Source organism: Pseudomonas sp. AC136, from assembly GCF_979258585.1.
On the sequence record NZ_OZ409865.1, the window covers coordinates 4,239,366 to 4,254,403 of the forward strand.

The window sequence follows — 15,038 nt, forward strand, 5'->3', positions numbered from 1 at the left end:
GATGGATGGCAAAGACTTCATAAAAACGATGCGTAGCTGGCAGAACGGCTCAATCACCCGTCGCGACTTCCTCGGCCGCACCGGGCTGGGCGTGGCCGCCGCAGTGGTCGCCACCAACATGCCCGGCATGCTCACCAGCAACGCCTTCGCTGCCGAAAAAGGCGCCATCGGCGACCGCGTGGCCATCGCCACTTGGCCCAACTACCACAACGCGAAAAACCTCGAAGCCTTCGCCAGCCAGACGGGCGCCAAGGTGCAAATGAGCGTGTTCGGTTCCAACGAAGAAATGCTCGCCAAACTGCAAGCCGGTGGCAGCGGCTGGGACGTGTTCGTGCCCACCAACTACACCATCAGCACCTACGTCGAATTGGGGCTGATCGAGCCGCTGGACCTCACGCGCCTGAGCAACTTCGACCCCAACGCCTACGAAAAGCGCTTTATGGAACAGGGCATCGTCAACGGCAAGGTGTACGCCGTGCCGAAGAACTGGGGCACCACGGGCTTTGTGTACGACGACCAGAAAATCAAAGGCAAACCCGCCTCCTGGAAAGAATTCTGGGACCTGGCCAAAGGCCCGGCCACCGGCCGCGTGATGGTCCACGACTACCAGCTGACAGCGATCGGCAACGCGCTGAAATCGTTCGGCTACAGCTTCAACTCGCTGGATGAGAAAGAACTGGCTGACGCGGAAAAGCTGCTCATCGAAGTGAAACCGCACCTGTTCGCCATCAACTCCGACTACCAGCCGAGCATGCGCAGCGGCGACGCGTGGATGTCCATGTGCTGGACCGGCGACGGCTCGCAACTGCACCGCGACCTGCCGAACCTGCAATTCACTCTGGGCAAGGAAGGCGGTGAATTGTGGAGCGACTTCTTCGCCATTCCCAAAGACGCCGAACACCGCGACGCGGCGTACGCCTTTATCAACTTCCTGCTCAACCCGCAGGTGAACAAACTGGAAGTCGAAGCCCACGGCTACCCGAGCGGCGACAAACGCGTGGACGCCTTGCTGCCCAAAGAAATGCTCAGCGACCCAATCATGTACCCGGCCGCTGAACTGCTCAGCGCCCTGGAATTTGGCGCCGCGGCCACGCTTACCAGCCCGGTGCGGGCGGAATTGATGGCGCGATTTAAAGCGGCGTAGACCGCCGGCCCCCTGTGGGAGCGGCTTTAGCCGCGATGCTTTGGCTGCAAACGCATCGCGGCTAAAGCCGCTCCCACAGGAATCAATAGGCCTGACCCTATGACAATGCCCAAGGACAATCCCATGAACATTGCCGTTAGCGCACCGCTCTCCACGGCGGCCGCGCCTGCCCCGGCGCGACCGGCCAGCCTCGGTCGGCGTATCACCTGGCTGCTGCTGTTGCCCTCGACGCTGTGGTTCGTGCTGCTGCTGTTGATGCCGCTGGTGGTCATTCTGCTGTTCAGCGTCGGCGAGCGCAGCGCCGTCGGCGGCTACAGCCCGGCGTTTACCTTTGCCAATTACCTAAATCTGGCCTCGCGCGCGGCGGCGTTCAGCAACACGCTGATTCTGGCGCCGTTGGGCACGCTGGTGTGCCTGCTGGCGGCGTATCCGCTGGCGTATTTCCTCGCGGTAAAGGTGCGGCGCAACCGCTCGCTGCTGCTGACGTTGGTGATCGTGCCGTTCTGGACCAGCTTTTTGATCCGCACCTACGCATGGATTTTCATCCTCAGCGGCAAGGGCATTCCCGCGCTGCTGGCCAGCCTGGGGCTGGACGACGTGCGCCTGATCAACACGCCGACGGCGGTGCTGATCGGCATCGTTTACGGCTACCTGCCGCTGATGGTGTTTCCCATCTACGTGAGCCTGGAAAAACTCGATAAGCGCTTGCTTGAGGCGTCCCACGACCTAGGCGCCGGCGCGCTGGAAACCTTCCGCCGCGTGACCTTGCCGTTGTCTGCGCCGGGCGTGATTACCGGCGTGATGCTGGTGTTCATCCTGCTGATGGGCGAGTTCCTGATTCCGGCGATTTTGGGCGGCGGCAAGGTGTTCTTTGTCGGCAACGCGCTGGTCGACTTGTTTCTGCAATCGCGCAACTGGCCGTTTGGCAGCGCGGTGGCCATGACCCTGGTGGCGATGATGCTGGCGATTATCGCGGTGTATCTGAAATTGGTGGCGCGCTACGGCGGCCGCCAGCAAGACGGGATGCTCTGACATGAACGACAAAGCGTTATGGCTGCGTGGTTATTCCACGTCGGTGTACCTGTTCCTGTATGCGCCCATTGCCCTGATCATGCTGTTCAGCTTCAACGCCGGGCGCAGCGGCCTGTCGTTCGAATGCTGCTCGACGCAGTGGTTTGGCCGGGCGTTTGAAAACCCGTTCATCATGGAAGCGCTGGGCAACAGCGCGCTGATCGCCCTGTGCTCGGCCACGCTGGCAACCCTGTTCGGCACCTTGGCGGTATTCGGCTTGCAGCGCGTCAGCGGCCGCGTGCGCATGCTGTTCGATGCGCTGACGTACTGCGCAATCATCGTGCCCGGCATTGTGATTGGCATCGCCACGCTGATCGCCTTTATCACTTTGTTTGACCTGTTCAATCCGCTACTGGCGGCGCTGGACATGGGCATTCCGAAACTGCGCATGGGCTTTTTCACCGTGGTGGCGGCGCACTCGCTGTTCACTATGGCGCTGGTGATGGTGATTGTGCGCACGCGAGTCGATGCGCTGGATAAATCGCTGCTCGAAGCCTCGGCCGACCTCTACGCGCCGCCGCTGGAAACCTTCTGGCGAGTGATTCTGCCGCAGATTGCGCCGGCGATCATGGCCGGTTTTCTGCTGGCGTTCACCTTCAGCTTTGACGATTTCATCATCGCGTTTTTCGTCGCGGGGTCGGAAACCACCTTGCCGATTTACATTTTTTCCTCGATCCGCCGGGGCGTTACCCCGGAGATCAATGCCGTATCCACGGTGATCATCCTCGCCTCTCTGGCGCTGTTGTTCACCTCCCGTTATTTGCAAAACCGCCGTGCCGGCGTGTCGGCGTAAGGAGAGCGTCATGCGCGATCAGCTGTATATCAACGGGCAATGGGTGAGCCCCGATTTGGGCGGCCATTTCGAAACGCTGGACCCGGCCACCGAAACGGTCATTCAGCGCGTGCCAGCAGGCACCGAAGAAGACATCGACCACGCGGTGCGCGCGGCGCGGCGTGCGTTCGACAATGGCTGGGGGCAAACCACTGGCGCCGAGCGCGCCCAATGGCTGGACGCGCTCGCCAGCGAACTGGAAAGCAGCCAGGACGACCTGGCGAAATTGGAGGTGCGCGACAACGGCAAACCCCTGCCCGAAGCGCAGTGGGACATTGGCGATGCCATCGGTTGCTTTCGCTACTACGCCGACATGGCGCGCGAGCTGGATGGTCAGCAGAACGAACCGTTGGCATTGCCAGATGAGCGCTTTCGCTGCCATATCCGCCGCGAGCCGATTGGCGTAGCCGGGCAGATAATCCCGTGGAATTACCCGTTGCTCATGGCCTCGTGGAAAGTTGCCCCGGCGTTGGCAGCGGGCGCCACCGTGGTGCTCAAGCCTTCCGAACTGACGCCGCTCACCGCCCTGGAACTGGCCGCCGCCGCTGACCGTATCGGTTTGCCGGCGGGCGTGCTGAACATCGTCACCGGGCTTGGCGCGGAGGCGGGCAGTCCGCTCAGTCAGCACCCACAAGTGGACAAACTGGCCTTCACCGGCAGCGTGCCGACCGGGGCGAAAATCATGTCGGCCGCAGCTGCCGACATCAAAAACATCAGCCTCGAATTAGGCGGCAAGTCGGCGTTTATCGTATTTGACGATGCCGATATCGAGGCGGCGGTGGAGTGGATTCTGTTCGGTATTTTCTGGAACCAGGGCCAAGTGTGCAGCGCCACGTCGCGGCTGCTGGTGCAGCAGGGCATCGCCGATAAATTGCTCGAACGTCTGGTGGAAGCCGCGCGCGCCATCACCATCGGCAATGGCATGGAACCGGGCGTATTGCTCGGGCCGCTGGTGAGCCAGGGGCAGTTGGAAAAGGTGATCGGCTTTGTGGAACAAGCCAAGCTCAGCGGCGCGAAATTGCTCACCGGCGGCAAACGCCCAGCGCATCTTGATCGCGGTTATTTCATTGAGCCGGCGATTTTCGATGAGCCGGCCGAGAACAGCATCATCTGGCGCGAGGAAGTGTTCGGGCCGCTGCTGTGCGTGAAGCGCTTTGCCACCGAAGCCGACGCCATTCGCATGGCCAACGCCAGCCGCTTTGGCCTGGCCGGCGCCGTGATGAGCGCCGACCCGCAGCGCGCCACGCGCGTGGCTAATGGTCTGCGCGCAGGCATCGTGTGGGTGAATTGCTCGCAACCCACCTTCAACCAGGCGCCATGGGGCGGCATGAAACAAAGTGGCATCGGCCGCGAGCTGGGCCGCTGGGGCCTGGACAATTATCTGGAGGTGAAACAGGTCACCGAATACATCGGCACCGAGCCGTGGGGGTGGTACCTGAAGTGACTCGGTGACGCGCCCGCCGCGCTGCGGGCGAGCGCAGCGTGTGAAGCCGCGGACCGGCTACTGCCGATCCGCGTGTGTGGCGCACTGAAGTCATTGCGAAGATCAGTCGTCCCACTTTGCACTTAGGTCTTCAAGCGCTTTCTGAAGCTCAGATGGGTTAGCGGCGTAGAACCTCAGATTGGCGACAGGCGCGCTATTTTGCTTGGCAATCTTGTCCGCCAGTAGTCGTTTTTCCGGTTCCGTCATGGCCGTGTTAGCAGCCAGTTGCTCGTTTATTTGCCGAAGCGAAATAAGTACTCTTTTTTCAGTTTGCAGCTTTGTTATCTGTTGTAACGCTGTTCGCGTGTAGGTGCCGTCTTCTTTCATCAAATTGGCTTGTTTGGCGAATGTGATGAACGCTTCATTTTTTTCCAGCGCGCCGGATAAAAGCGGGCGCATGCCGAATACTTTTTTCTTTGCCGGCAGTGCCTGGGTTGCAGGTGGCGTTGTGCTTGAATCACTTGACCCAGATTGAGCGGGTGTTGGTGCGCTGGGGGGCGTTGGCAGCATAGTCTCGCCGCTCGTGGAGACGACGGCGGGCGGCGGTGTGGCAGACCGTTCAGTTGCTGAAGGCGGCATCAAATGTTCAAACCCGACGAGTAAATCTCGCTCGGTCAAGTTGTCCGTCTCAGTAGAATGGATCGGATTCTGGGACACCAGTTGGATGTCTGCCCCTGCCGGCAAAGTGATCGGCGAGGTGGCCGCTACGTTATCCGCTGTATCGGTGACGGGCCCGTCCTGGATGACCCCGTGCAGTGACGCCCAGTTGCGCCAGCCACCCACACTTTCTTGTTGTGCTGGGGTCAGGTTGTTCCAAGCGAGTATCTGCTCAGGGTTAATGACACTTGTCGGGGCGGGTTTCACTCGGGAGGGGCGTTCAGTTTCTGCGCGCTTCGCAGTTGGGGCTGCTATGTATTTAGCGTACATTTTTCCGGTTGTGGATAAGCCGAACCGGGTGAAGAGGACGCTATCTAGCTGAGTTAAATTGTTTTGTTTCAGCCAATTGTCGAGTCCAATTGCTTTTCTGTGCTGGTAACTCATCCCTTCCCATTGACGCATGGCGTCTTGAATGGTTGCGCTTGATACATGTGCGGCCCAGTCGGATGGGTGTTCGTAAGCTTTCGCGAAAGTGCGCCGAATGGTGCCATGTTTCATGTTGTCGTAGTAACGATATCCACTGTCTGTAAATCCGCCCACTGTTATGTATTTTTGATAGTTCTTATTGATGTTGCGCGCCCTCAGCCAATGGCTGGCCTTCACGTCAAATTGTTTTGTCGCCGACATGGCGTCCCATGCTTCCATGTCCTCCACCGTAAGGCGGCGGGGCTTATTGCTTGGATCGTTACTATCAAACGCATTGCTCTGGGTAGCGACTTTTTTCTTTCTTTTAATCGGTTGAGCGGCGACTAGCGTAGTCGGTAGAAAGGATTCTGATGCGTCGTCCAGGCTTGGCGGATTAGAAGCGCTTGCAACGTTCGTCAGATGCTCAAAACCGATCAATAAATCCGGCAGCGTTAATTGATCGACGTCATATACAGGTGTGAGGGGCGCTGGTGTAAGAAGCTCAGGCCCTGTTAGCGCCAGGCCAAGAGTCTTATCCAACGCCGGAAGGTTCCGTGGTTCATCAAGGCCGAGCCCTTGCTGTTGGCGATCTCGATCACGGGCACGCCATTGGCAGCACTCGTCATGCTGGTTCCGGCAACATTTCGATCCAGCAAAATCTCGGCGGCGACCCAGCCGGGTGCACCGGCGAGGAGCAAGGACAGCATCAAGGTTGGACGTCGGAGTTTGGCTGGTTGCCGCCCGGCTTTGCGCTGGGCGGTGGCGATTTCGGCGACAGGAATTAAAAAGCCCAGCGTCTTGCTGAAGATAAGGCGAAAGCAGTGCTTGTTCATGACCGGCGTCCATCGCAGGGGAGATCGGTCAACGTTAAAAACTGGCGCGAAACAGAACTGTAGGACGGCTCAGAAGCCGCCGCGGATCAACCGCTCTATTGAGACTGAACGAGCCAGTCAACGACCCCTTTGCCCGCTTTAAGGCCGCTGGCAAAGCAGGCGGTCAATAAATAGCCACCGGTGGGCGCTTCCCAGTCGAGCATTTCGCCGGCGCAAAACACGCCGGGAAGGATGGTGAGCATCAGGCGGGCGTCAAGCGCTTCGAACGGCACGCCGCCTGCGCTGCTAATGGCTTCGTCGAGGGGCCGGGTGCGCACCACGGTCAGCGGCAGCGCTTTGATGGCGGCGGCCAGCTTTGCCGAATCGGCGAAGGTCGCGGCGTCGGTCAGTTCGCGCAACAGGCCGGCGCGCACGCCATCCAGGCCGAGGGCACTGCGCAAATGGTTGCTGATGGATTTGCTGCCCCGAGGTTTGTGCAGCAGGGCCAATACCTGCTCGGGGCTTTTATGCGGCAGCAGGTCGAGGTAGACGGTGGCGCTGCCGTGTTCGGTGAGGGTGTCGCGGATCGGCGCCGACAGGGCGTAGACCAAACTGCCTTCCACGCCGTGCGCGGTCACCACGAATTCGCCCAGGCGCGGCGCCTGGCCGGGCAGCGCGAGGGCGCACGATTTAACCGGCGCACCGGCAAATTTCTCAGCGAATACGGCGCTCCAGCCTGCCACCTCGAAACCGCAGTTGCTCGGTTGCAGAGGCTGCAACGGCACGCCGCGCTTGGCCAGCAGCGCCTGCCAGGCGCCATCGGAACCCAAACGCGCCCAACTGCCGCCGCCCAGCGCCAGCACCACGGCACGGGCTTCGATTAGCTGCTCGCCGTCGACGCCCGCCAGGCGCAGACGGCCATCGGCGCTCCAGCCTAACCAGCGCTGGCGCGTATGAATCGCCACGCCATGTTCGCGCAGGCGTTTGAGCCAGGCGCGCAGCAGCGGGGCAGCTTTCATGTCGGTGGGGAAAACGCGGCCGGAGGTGCCGACGAAGGTGTCGATGCCCAGCCCGTGAATCCAGGCGCGCAACTGCTCGGCGTCGAAGTCATGGAGTAGCTCGCCGATCTCGCCGGCCCGTTTGCCGTAGCGGCCGATAAATGCCGGTTTGGCTTCAGCATGGGTGATGTTCATGCCGCCCACGCCGGCCAGCAGAAACTTGCGGCCGACCGAGGGCATGGCGTCGAACAACTCGACCTGGATGCCGGCCAGCGCCAGCACTTCGGCGGCCATCAGACCAGCAGGGCCGCCACCGATGACGACGACGGGCAGGGAGGCGGTGGCTTGAGATGCGGGCATGGCGGCGGGCTACGACTGGGAGGTGCGGCATTCTAACCGAGGCCGGCAAAAACGGCCGCTACACTCAGCTGCGGGCACGCAACGCAAAGGATTGAGCGATGGCAAACGATGACAGCAGCGCAGCACCGGCCAAGCTTGGGCTGTTTCTGCTCAGCGGTGTGGTGATCGGCTCCATGATTGGCGGCGGCGGTTTCAACCTGCCGCAAAACATGTCGGCCCACGCCAGCCTCGGCGCGATCGCCATTGCCTGGCTGCTGACGTTGGTCGGCATGTTCTTTCTTGCCAATTGCTTTCGCCTGCTTTCGACGCAACGCCCCGACCTTACGGCCGGCGTTTACGCCTACGCCCGCGAAGGCTTCGGCAACCTGGCCGGCTTTCAGGTGGCGTGGGGTTATTGGCTGAGCGCGGCGTTTGGCAACGTCGCGTTTGCGGTGCTGATCATGAAATCGCTGGGTTATCTATTTCCAGCGTTTGGCGACGGCAAGAACTGGCTGTCCATCGGCGGCGCGTCGCTGTTGATCTGGGTGATGCACTTCACCGTGTTGTTCGGCGTGCGCCGCGCGGCGGTGCTGGGCTCGGTGGCCAGTGTGCTGAACGTCGGCAGCTTGTTGGCGACCATCGCGATCATGGCAGTGATGGTCAAAGCCGACATGTTTCGCCTCGACGTCTGGGGCGTTGGCCAGCAATTGGGCAGCGTCACCAGTCAGGTGCAAAGCACCATGCTCGTGACCTTGTGGGTATTTATCGGCATCGAAGGCGCGGTGGTGATGTCGGCCCGCGCGCGTAAGCCGCAACAGGTCAGCCAGGCCACTTACATCGGCTTGGTGGTGTGCACGCTGCTGTATTTCCTGCTTTCGGCGTTACCCTTCGGTTTTATGACCCAGCCGGAGCTGGCCGCGCTGGATGAGCCGGCGGCGGCTTACATTCTTGAGCGGTTGGTGGGGCGCTGGGGCGCTTTATTCGTGATCGTGTCCCTGCTGATTTCCCTACTCAGTTGCTGGCTGGCGTGGACCATTCTGGTGGCCGAGCTGCCGTTTGCCGGCGCCAGAGATGGCGTGTTTCCGCGCTTTCTGGCCCGTGAAAATCGCTTCCACTCGCCGGCGCCGTCGCTGTGGTTATCCAGTGCGGTGATGCAGGTAATTGTGTTTGTCGTGCTGTTTGCCGAGAACGCCTGGATCTGGCTGATCAGCGTGACGGGCGTAATGATCTTGCCGGCCTACTTGGCGAGCACCGCTTATTTGTGGCGCTTTGCGTTGCAGCACGGGCAGATGGCGGAGCGGGGCAGGGCGTTGCGCAGTGGGGTGTTGGGCAGCGTGTACGCGGTGTGGTTGCTGTATGCGGCGGGGCCGCAGTTTGTGTTGATGTCGAGTTTATTGTTTGTGCTGGGCTTGCCGGTGTTTTGTTTTGCACATCGGGAAAGTCGGCCACAGGTACCGTTCTTTTCTCGCGCTGAAGGGGTGGCGGCCGGGGCGTTGGTGGTGGTGGCGGGGCTGGCTATTTGGGCGTTCTGGACGGGGTTGGTGGAGTTGGGGTGATTGGAGTTTCGCCGTCATATCCGCGTAGGTGGGAATCCAATATGGCTCGCCGCACGCGTTGGCTGAGCCACCATCGCGGCTAAAGCCGCTCCTACAGAAAGGCGCCTCTACCCTGTAGGAGCGGCTTTAGCCGCGATTGCTGCCAACGGCAATTCGCCGCTCAGAGCACATAAAACAGAATCGCCACGAAGTTTCGCCGTCATTTCCGCGTAGGTGGGAATCCAGCATGGCTCGCCGCACGCGTTGGCTGAGCCACCATCGCGGCTAAAGCCGCTCCTACAGAAAGGCACCGCTACTTTGTGGGAGCGGCTTTAGCCGCGATTGCTGCCAACGGCAATTCGCCGCTCAGAGCACATAAAACAGAATCGCCACAAAGTGCAGCAAGCTCCCGGCAATCACGAACAAATGCCAGATGCCATGCCAGTGGCGGAAGCGGCTGTCGAAGGCGAAGAAGATGATGCCCACCGTGTAGAGCACGCCGCCGGCAGCCAGCCATTTGAAGCCGGTGAGGCCCAGGGCGGCGATGAGTGGGTTGACGGCGATGAGCACAATCCAGCCCATCACGGCGTAGATGATCAACGACAACACGCGCGCTTCGGAGCGCGGTTTGATTTCCTGCAACATGCCGATGACGGCCAGCCCCCAGACGATGCCGAACAACGTCCACCCCCACGGCCCGCGCAAGGTAATGAGGCAGAACGGCGTGTAGCTGCCGGCAATCAGCAGGTAGATGGACAGGTGATCGAGCTTTTGCAGCAGCCGTTTCGCCGGGCCGCGCACGCTGTGGTAGAGGGTCGAAATGCTGTAGAGCAGCACCAGGGTGACGCCGTAAATGGCGACGCCGACGATTTTCCACACATCGCCCGTGAAGCTCGCCAATACCAGCAGCCACACCGCGCCGATAGCGGCCAGCACAGCGCCAACCAGGTGGGTCCAGGCGTTGAATTTTTCTCCGTAGTACATGGTGTTAAAGGTGCCTCGAGGCGCGATCAGGTTTGGCTTTGCCAGACCCGTTGCGCGCTGTGGTGAAGAATTCCATGACGCTGTGCCAGCGCCACGCGGTCTTTGTCGTAGCCGCCGCCGATCACGCCCATCACCGGAATGCTCCGGCTCAGGCAGTGCCGAATCACGCGCTCGTCACGCGCGGCCACGCCCGCGTCGGTGAGCTGCAAATAACCGAGGGCGTCGTCTTTGTGCACGTCGACCCCGGCGTCGTACAGCACCAGATCGGGCTGATACAGCGGCAGCAGATAATTGAGCGTGTCGTCGACTACTTGTAGGTACTCGTCGTCGCCCATGCCCATAGGCAATGGGATGTCCCAATCGCTTTGAGCTTTTCGGGCGGGAAAGTTCTTTTCGCAGTGCAGCGACACCGTCACGGCTTCAGGCGTGTCGGCCAGAATGCGCGCGGTGCCGTCGCCCTGATGAACATCGCAGTCGAAGATCAGCACGCAGTTCACTCGCCCGGCTTCGAGCAGGTAGCGGCTGATGATGGCCAGGTCGTTGAAGATGCAGAAACCGGCGGCGTGGTCGTAATGGGCGTGGTGCGTGCCGCCGGCCAAGTGACAGGCCAGGCCGTGTTGCAGGGCCAGTTCGGCGGTCAGCAGTGAGCCGCCGACCGCCCGCACGGTGCGCCGCGCAATCGCCTCGCTCCAGGGCAGGCCGAGGCGGCGTTGTTCGTCGTGGCTAAGGTTGCCGCTGAGAAAACGTTCGATGTAACTCGGTTCGTGGGCCAGGGCGAGGACGTCGGCGGGGCAGATGTCGGGGCGAAAAAGTTGCGCGTCTGTGGTCAAGCCGCTGTCTATTAAGTGGTCACGCAACAGACGAAATTTCTCCATCGGAAAACGATGGTTGGCCGGGAAGGGCGGACTGTAGTCGTCGTGATAGACCAGGGGCACACGCATACATTGAACCGATAAGAAGAGGTCGCCAGTATCCCCGGCCCACCGGGTGACCTCAAGCCGAGCACTGTGAAGGAACCTTGCATGAGCGCACCGATTGAATTGCACACCGAGCGTTTGCTGCTGCGCACCTGGCGCGACGACGACTTGCGGCCTTTCGCCGAAATGGTTGCCGACGCCGAGGTGATGCGGTTTTTCCCCGCCACGCAAAGCACCGCCGAAGCCGCCGCGTTGATGGCGCGAGTGCGGGCGCACTTTGCCGAGCATGGTTTTGGCTTGTGGGCGCTGGAGCGCAAGGACAACGGAGCGTTTATCGGCTTTACCGGTTTGGGACGGGTGGGTTTCGAGGCGCCGTTTTGCCGGGCGGATGGCCCGACCATTGAAATAGGCTGGCGCCTTTCCCGTGACAGCTGGCGCCAAGGCTTTGCCAGCGAGGCGGCGCGGGCCTCGCTGGCCTGCGCGTTTGAGCGCTTGGAGTTGCCGGAAGTGGTGGCCTTTACCGTGCCGGCAAACGCCGCCTCGCGCGGGGTGATGGAGCGCATCGGCATGCGGCGTGATCCGGCGGACGACTTTCAGCACCCCAACCTGCCGGCGGGACATCCGCTGCGTGCGCATGTGCTGTATCGCATTGGCCGCCAAACCTGGTTGGCGTAATAGCCGCTGAGGTTGGACCAATGGCCACCGGGCTTTTTTCCTCCAGTAGCCGACATCCGCCGGCAAAGCCTTTACCATTCCCTCCGCCTGAATAAATGCGTGATGAGGAAGACCGATGAGCCAATTACTCGATGATCTGGTGGCCCTGCTGAGCCTGGAGCAGATCGAGGAAAATATGTTCCGTGGCGTCAGCCAGGACCTTGGTTTTCGGCAACTCTATGGCGGCCAGGTGCTGGGCCAATGTGTGTCGGCCGCCAGCCAGACCGTGGACGCCGAGCGCCATGTGCATTCCTTGCACGGTTATTTCTTGCGCCCGGGCGATGCCAGCTTGCCGGTGGTGTACTTGGTGGACCGCGTGCGTGACGGCGGCAGTTTCAGCACCCGTCGCGTCACCGCCATTCAGAAAGGCGCGCCAATCTTCACCTGCAGCGCCTCGTTCCAGACCGACGAAGAAGGCTTCAGCCACCAGCTGCAAATGCCCGACGTGCCCGGCCCGGAAGAACTCAAGTCGGAAACCGAGCTGGCCGCCCTAGCCGCCGAGTTCATTCCGCCGCGCATGCTCGAACGCGCCACCAGCCCAAAGCCCATTGAAATTCGCCCGGTGACCATCGCCAATCCGTTCGAGCCAGTGGTGCGCGAGCCGATCAAGTACGTGTGGTTCCGCGCCGACGGCACCCTTCCGGATGAACGCCAGCTGCATAAATACCTGCTCGGGTACGCCTCGGACTTCAACTTGCTCACCACCTCGATGCTGCCTCACGGGGTCTCGGTGTTTCAGAAGTTCATGCAGGTGGCGAGCCTCGACCATTCGCTGTGGTTTCACGCCGACCTGCGCATGGATGACTGGCTGCTCTATGCGATGGACAGTCCATGGTCGGGCAATGGCCGCGGTTTTGCGCGCGGCAGTATCTTTAACCGTGCGGGTCAATTAGTGGCTTCTGTTGCGCAGGAAGGGCTGACAAGAGTGCGCGAAGACTGGCGCTAATTCGCTCGGTTTAAAACCAAGTTGAAATAAAAGTTAGTGCCAATCGCTATATGGCGGCCTATAGGAATGTTGCCGCCTCGTCTACGGCGCTGTTGTAAAACAGTTGAGACAACAAACGCTTATCTGACATATCAATTTGCCGTTAGCCCCTCTCTAAGCCTCGGAATACAACGCGTGCCGGGGTTTGTTCGGGGCTTAATCGCGGTTTGTTTTGTAAGTGATTGGCTACAGCAACCGACTACTTTCACTTACAAAACTAACGACCTGTTCCAAAGAACAATTACTTACTGCTCCTACAGATTTTACCGACACGGTTTTGCTTGTTAGTTGACGCCATAAAGTTGTTTTGAATGCGGCCGAATTTCTACTACGTTGCAATTAAGCGTGAAAACGCGACTATTTCGTAGGAGTTCTTAGAGATGAAACGCCGCTTTCTGCTGTTCCCTGCCTTGCTGTTGGTGCCGTACTCGTTGACGGTGGACGCAGCAGGATCCGTGCAGGGTCAACTGGGCATCCAGATCATTATTGGCGCCGGCTGCACCGTGAATAACGGCACCAGCAACGCCACCACCAACAACTTCGGCAGCATCACCTTCGGCTCCTACCCAAGTTTGGCCAACAACATCGACGCTCAGTCGGTGGGTGCCAGTGCCGGCAGCTCGTTCGGCATCGAATGCGCCAACGCCACCAACTACAGCGTTGCCCTGAACTCCGGCCTGAATAGCACCGGCACCCAGCGGCGCATGGCCAGTGGCGGCAATTACGTGCTTTACAATCTGTATCAGGACGCCGCGCGCGCCACGCCGTGGGGCAATGGCACCAATGGCGGCACCGCCTTGGCAGGCGTTGGTAACGGCGCGAATCAGGACATGGTGGTTTACGGCCGTGTGCCGAACCAGACCACGCCGGCCACCGGTACTTACACCGACACCGTACAAGTGACCATCACCTGGTAACGCCGGACGTTCGCGTGCAGTGGGCTGAAGTCGCCGCCTTCCCGAGGGCTCCGCTCACCGGCGCAACACGGATGTTCGCCACTGCCACGCTTTCCAACGCCAGGATCTGCCATGCGTTGCCTACGTGATCCGTCTTGCCGGTGGCTATTGCTGTTCAGCGTAATGCTGGGCAGCACTGACGCTTTCGCTGTCACCAAGTCCGCCACCATCGGTCTTAGCGCCGAGGTTCTTCCCGCGTGCAGCGCCGGCAGCACGGCGCCCACCACGCTGGGCCAATTCGGAACGCTGAATTTCGGTACCTACTTTTCCCTCAACACACTGGTGTCAGCCAGCAGCAGCGTCGGCAACGGGTCGCTGCGGGTTAATTGTTTGCTCAATACGCCGTACCGCGTGCTGCTCAGTGCCGGCGGCAGCGGCAACGTGGCGGCGCGCCGCATGACCGGGCCGGCCGCCGCGCAGATCAGCTACAACCTCTACACCTCGGCGGCGTACAGCGTCATTTGGGATAACACCACCGGCGTCACCGGCACGGGCAATGGCGCCGACCAATACCTGCAAGTGTTCGGCCGCGTGCCCAAACAAGCCGCGCCCACCCCCGGCACTTACACCGATACCGTCACCGTGACTGTGAGTTGGTAATGAGCGTGGACCGCCTCCGTGCGCCAACGCTTGCCCGTTTGCTCGGTGCTTTGCTGCTGGTGCTCAGCGCCTTCAGCTGCGCCGATACCAATGTCAACGACACCCCCATTCAAAAGAACTTTCTGGTCAAGGCGGCCATCGTCAACGGCTGCATCCTGGGCAGTGGCGGGGCGGACGTGACCACCTTTGGCAGCATCAATTTCGGCCAGGTCAGCCTGCTGCCAAGCAATGTCGATGTGACCAGCACCACGGGCGCCGGCTCGATTTTGCTCCAGTGCACGCCCGGTACCAGCCTGACCATCGGCATCAGCGCCGGCCTTAACACCAGCAACATCGCCAGCGGTCGCTTCCTCAACAAAGGCGCCGAAACCTTGCGCTACCAGCTGTACCAGGACACGGGTACTACCCTTTGGGGAAACGGTAGCAACGGCGGCACGGTAAAAAGTCTGACCTTCCCAGCCGGCAGTGCAACCGTGGCGTACCCGGTATTCGCGCGGTTGTTCGCCGTTACGCCAATGCCATCTGCCGGGGTTTACAGCGATACGGTGACGGTGACCATCACCTATTGAACTGAAAGAAATGAGCAAAACCTACAAGGAGCTTCCA

General features: G+C 60.7%; 15 protein-coding genes. 10 read left to right on the top strand and 5 right to left on the bottom strand.

Annotated elements, in window-relative coordinates:
- Position 1 precedes the first annotated feature (1 nt).
- The 4 genes from ACZZZU_RS18980 to ACZZZU_RS18995 all read left to right on the top strand — a co-directional run bounded on the left by ACZZZU_RS18980 (position 2) and on the right by ACZZZU_RS18995 (position 4,491).
- Positions 2-1,144, top strand: coding sequence for an ABC transporter substrate-binding protein (locus ACZZZU_RS18980; protein ID WP_463551490.1), 1,143 nt, complete (start codon positions 2-4; stop codon positions 1,142-1,144).
- 123 nt (positions 1,145-1,267) lie between these two features.
- Complete coding sequence (locus tag ACZZZU_RS18985; RefSeq protein WP_463551491.1) at positions 1,268-2,176, top strand: ABC transporter permease; 909 nt, start codon at positions 1,268-1,270, stop codon at positions 2,174-2,176.
- 1 nt (position 2,177) lies between these two features.
- Positions 2,178-3,008, top strand: a complete 831-nt coding sequence (locus ACZZZU_RS18990) for an ABC transporter permease (RefSeq protein WP_463551492.1) — start codon at positions 2,178-2,180, stop codon at positions 3,006-3,008.
- 10 nt (positions 3,009-3,018) lie between these two features.
- Complete coding sequence (locus ACZZZU_RS18995; RefSeq protein ID WP_463551493.1) at positions 3,019-4,491, top strand: aldehyde dehydrogenase family protein; 1,473 nt, start codon at positions 3,019-3,021, stop codon at positions 4,489-4,491.
- Between the two features lie 102 nt (positions 4,492-4,593).
- On the opposite strand, the gene ACZZZU_RS19000 is transcribed toward ACZZZU_RS18995, so the two are convergent.
- From ACZZZU_RS19000 to ACZZZU_RS19010, 3 genes are all read right to left on the bottom strand, one after another.
- A complete protein-coding gene (locus ACZZZU_RS19000) occupies positions 4,594-6,132 on the bottom strand; it encodes a hypothetical protein (protein ID WP_463551494.1) in 1,539 nt (512 codons plus the stop codon).
- Positions 6,105-6,425, bottom strand: a complete 321-nt coding sequence (locus ACZZZU_RS19005; protein WP_463551495.1) for an ESPR domain-containing protein — start codon at positions 6,423-6,425, stop codon at positions 6,105-6,107. The genes ACZZZU_RS19000 and ACZZZU_RS19005 overlap by 28 nt, the downstream gene beginning before the upstream one ends.
- Before the next feature lie 95 nt (positions 6,426-6,520).
- Positions 6,521-7,762, bottom strand: coding sequence for a TIGR03862 family flavoprotein (locus tag ACZZZU_RS19010; protein WP_463551496.1), 1,242 nt, complete (start codon positions 7,760-7,762; stop codon positions 6,521-6,523).
- Positions 7,763-7,860: 98 nt separating this feature from the next.
- Here ACZZZU_RS19010 and ACZZZU_RS19015 point away from each other — a divergent pair, with 98 nt between their 5' ends.
- Complete coding sequence (locus ACZZZU_RS19015) at positions 7,861-9,297, top strand: basic amino acid/polyamine antiporter (protein WP_463551497.1); 1,437 nt, start codon at positions 7,861-7,863, stop codon at positions 9,295-9,297.
- 345 nt (positions 9,298-9,642) lie between these two features.
- Here the strand turns inward: ACZZZU_RS19015 and trhA are convergent, their stop codons facing one another.
- Both trhA and ACZZZU_RS19025 read right to left on the bottom strand, forming a co-directional pair.
- Positions 9,643-10,260: a PAQR family membrane homeostasis protein TrhA gene (gene trhA, locus ACZZZU_RS19020; RefSeq protein WP_463381773.1), complete on the bottom strand. Its 618-nt coding sequence runs from the start codon at positions 10,258-10,260 to the stop codon at positions 9,643-9,645.
- Positions 10,261-10,286: 26 nt separating this feature from the next.
- Positions 10,287-11,201, bottom strand: a complete 915-nt coding sequence (locus tag ACZZZU_RS19025; protein WP_463381774.1) for a histone deacetylase family protein — start codon at positions 11,199-11,201, stop codon at positions 10,287-10,289.
- Positions 11,202-11,282: 81 nt separating this feature from the next.
- Here ACZZZU_RS19025 and ACZZZU_RS19030 point away from each other — a divergent pair, with 81 nt between their 5' ends.
- From ACZZZU_RS19030 to ACZZZU_RS19050, 5 genes are all read left to right on the top strand, one after another.
- Positions 11,283-11,852: a GNAT family N-acetyltransferase gene (locus ACZZZU_RS19030; RefSeq protein WP_122492916.1), complete on the top strand. Its 570-nt coding sequence runs from the start codon at positions 11,283-11,285 to the stop codon at positions 11,850-11,852.
- 115 nt (positions 11,853-11,967) lie between these two features.
- Positions 11,968-12,837, top strand: coding sequence for an acyl-CoA thioesterase II (gene tesB / locus ACZZZU_RS19035; protein WP_463381776.1), 870 nt, complete (start codon positions 11,968-11,970; stop codon positions 12,835-12,837).
- Positions 12,838-13,256: 419 nt separating this feature from the next.
- Positions 13,257-13,793 (top strand): Csu type fimbrial protein, encoded by a 537-nt coding sequence (locus tag ACZZZU_RS19040; protein WP_463381777.1) that lies wholly within the window; start codon positions 13,257-13,259, stop codon positions 13,791-13,793.
- A gap of 162 nt (positions 13,794-13,955) precedes the next feature.
- Positions 13,956-14,432 carry a Csu type fimbrial protein gene (locus ACZZZU_RS19045; RefSeq protein WP_463552157.1) on the top strand — a complete coding sequence of 159 codons (477 nt, stop codon included), beginning with the start codon at positions 13,956-13,958 and terminating at the stop codon, positions 14,430-14,432.
- A 5-nt stretch (positions 14,433-14,437) separates the two neighbouring features.
- Complete coding sequence (locus ACZZZU_RS19050; RefSeq protein ID WP_463551498.1) at positions 14,438-15,001, top strand: Csu type fimbrial protein; 564 nt, start codon at positions 14,438-14,440, stop codon at positions 14,999-15,001.
- Positions 15,002-15,038 lie beyond the last annotated feature (37 nt).

Coding starts and splice junctions, on each gene's coding strand:
- ACZZZU_RS19030 (WP_122492916.1), top strand. CDS start 11,283: ATGAGCGCACCGATTGAATTGCACACCGAGCGTTTGCTGCTGCGCACC.
- ACZZZU_RS18990 (WP_463551492.1), top strand. CDS start 2,178: ATGAACGACAAAGCGTTATGGCTGCGTGGTTATTCCACGTCGGTGTAC.
- ACZZZU_RS18980 (WP_463551490.1), top strand. CDS start 2: ATGGATGGCAAAGACTTCATAAAAACGATGCGTAGCTGGCAGAACGGC.
- ACZZZU_RS19025 (WP_463381774.1), bottom strand. CDS start 11,201: ATGCGTGTGCCCCTGGTCTATCACGACGACTACAGTCCGCCCTTCCCG.
- ACZZZU_RS18985 (WP_463551491.1), top strand. CDS start 1,268: ATGAACATTGCCGTTAGCGCACCGCTCTCCACGGCGGCCGCGCCTGCC.
- ACZZZU_RS19040 (WP_463381777.1), top strand. CDS start 13,257: ATGAAACGCCGCTTTCTGCTGTTCCCTGCCTTGCTGTTGGTGCCGTAC.
- tesB (WP_463381776.1), top strand. CDS start 11,968: ATGAGCCAATTACTCGATGATCTGGTGGCCCTGCTGAGCCTGGAGCAG.
- ACZZZU_RS19045 (WP_463552157.1), top strand. CDS start 13,956: ATGCTGGGCAGCACTGACGCTTTCGCTGTCACCAAGTCCGCCACCATC.
- ACZZZU_RS19010 (WP_463551496.1), bottom strand. CDS start 7,762: ATGCCCGCATCTCAAGCCACCGCCTCCCTGCCCGTCGTCGTCATCGGT.
- ACZZZU_RS18995 (WP_463551493.1), top strand. CDS start 3,019: ATGCGCGATCAGCTGTATATCAACGGGCAATGGGTGAGCCCCGATTTG.
- ACZZZU_RS19005 (WP_463551495.1), bottom strand. CDS start 6,425: ATGAACAAGCACTGCTTTCGCCTTATCTTCAGCAAGACGCTGGGCTTT.
- ACZZZU_RS19015 (WP_463551497.1), top strand. CDS start 7,861: ATGGCAAACGATGACAGCAGCGCAGCACCGGCCAAGCTTGGGCTGTTT.
- trhA (WP_463381773.1), bottom strand. CDS start 10,260: ATGTACTACGGAGAAAAATTCAACGCCTGGACCCACCTGGTTGGCGCT.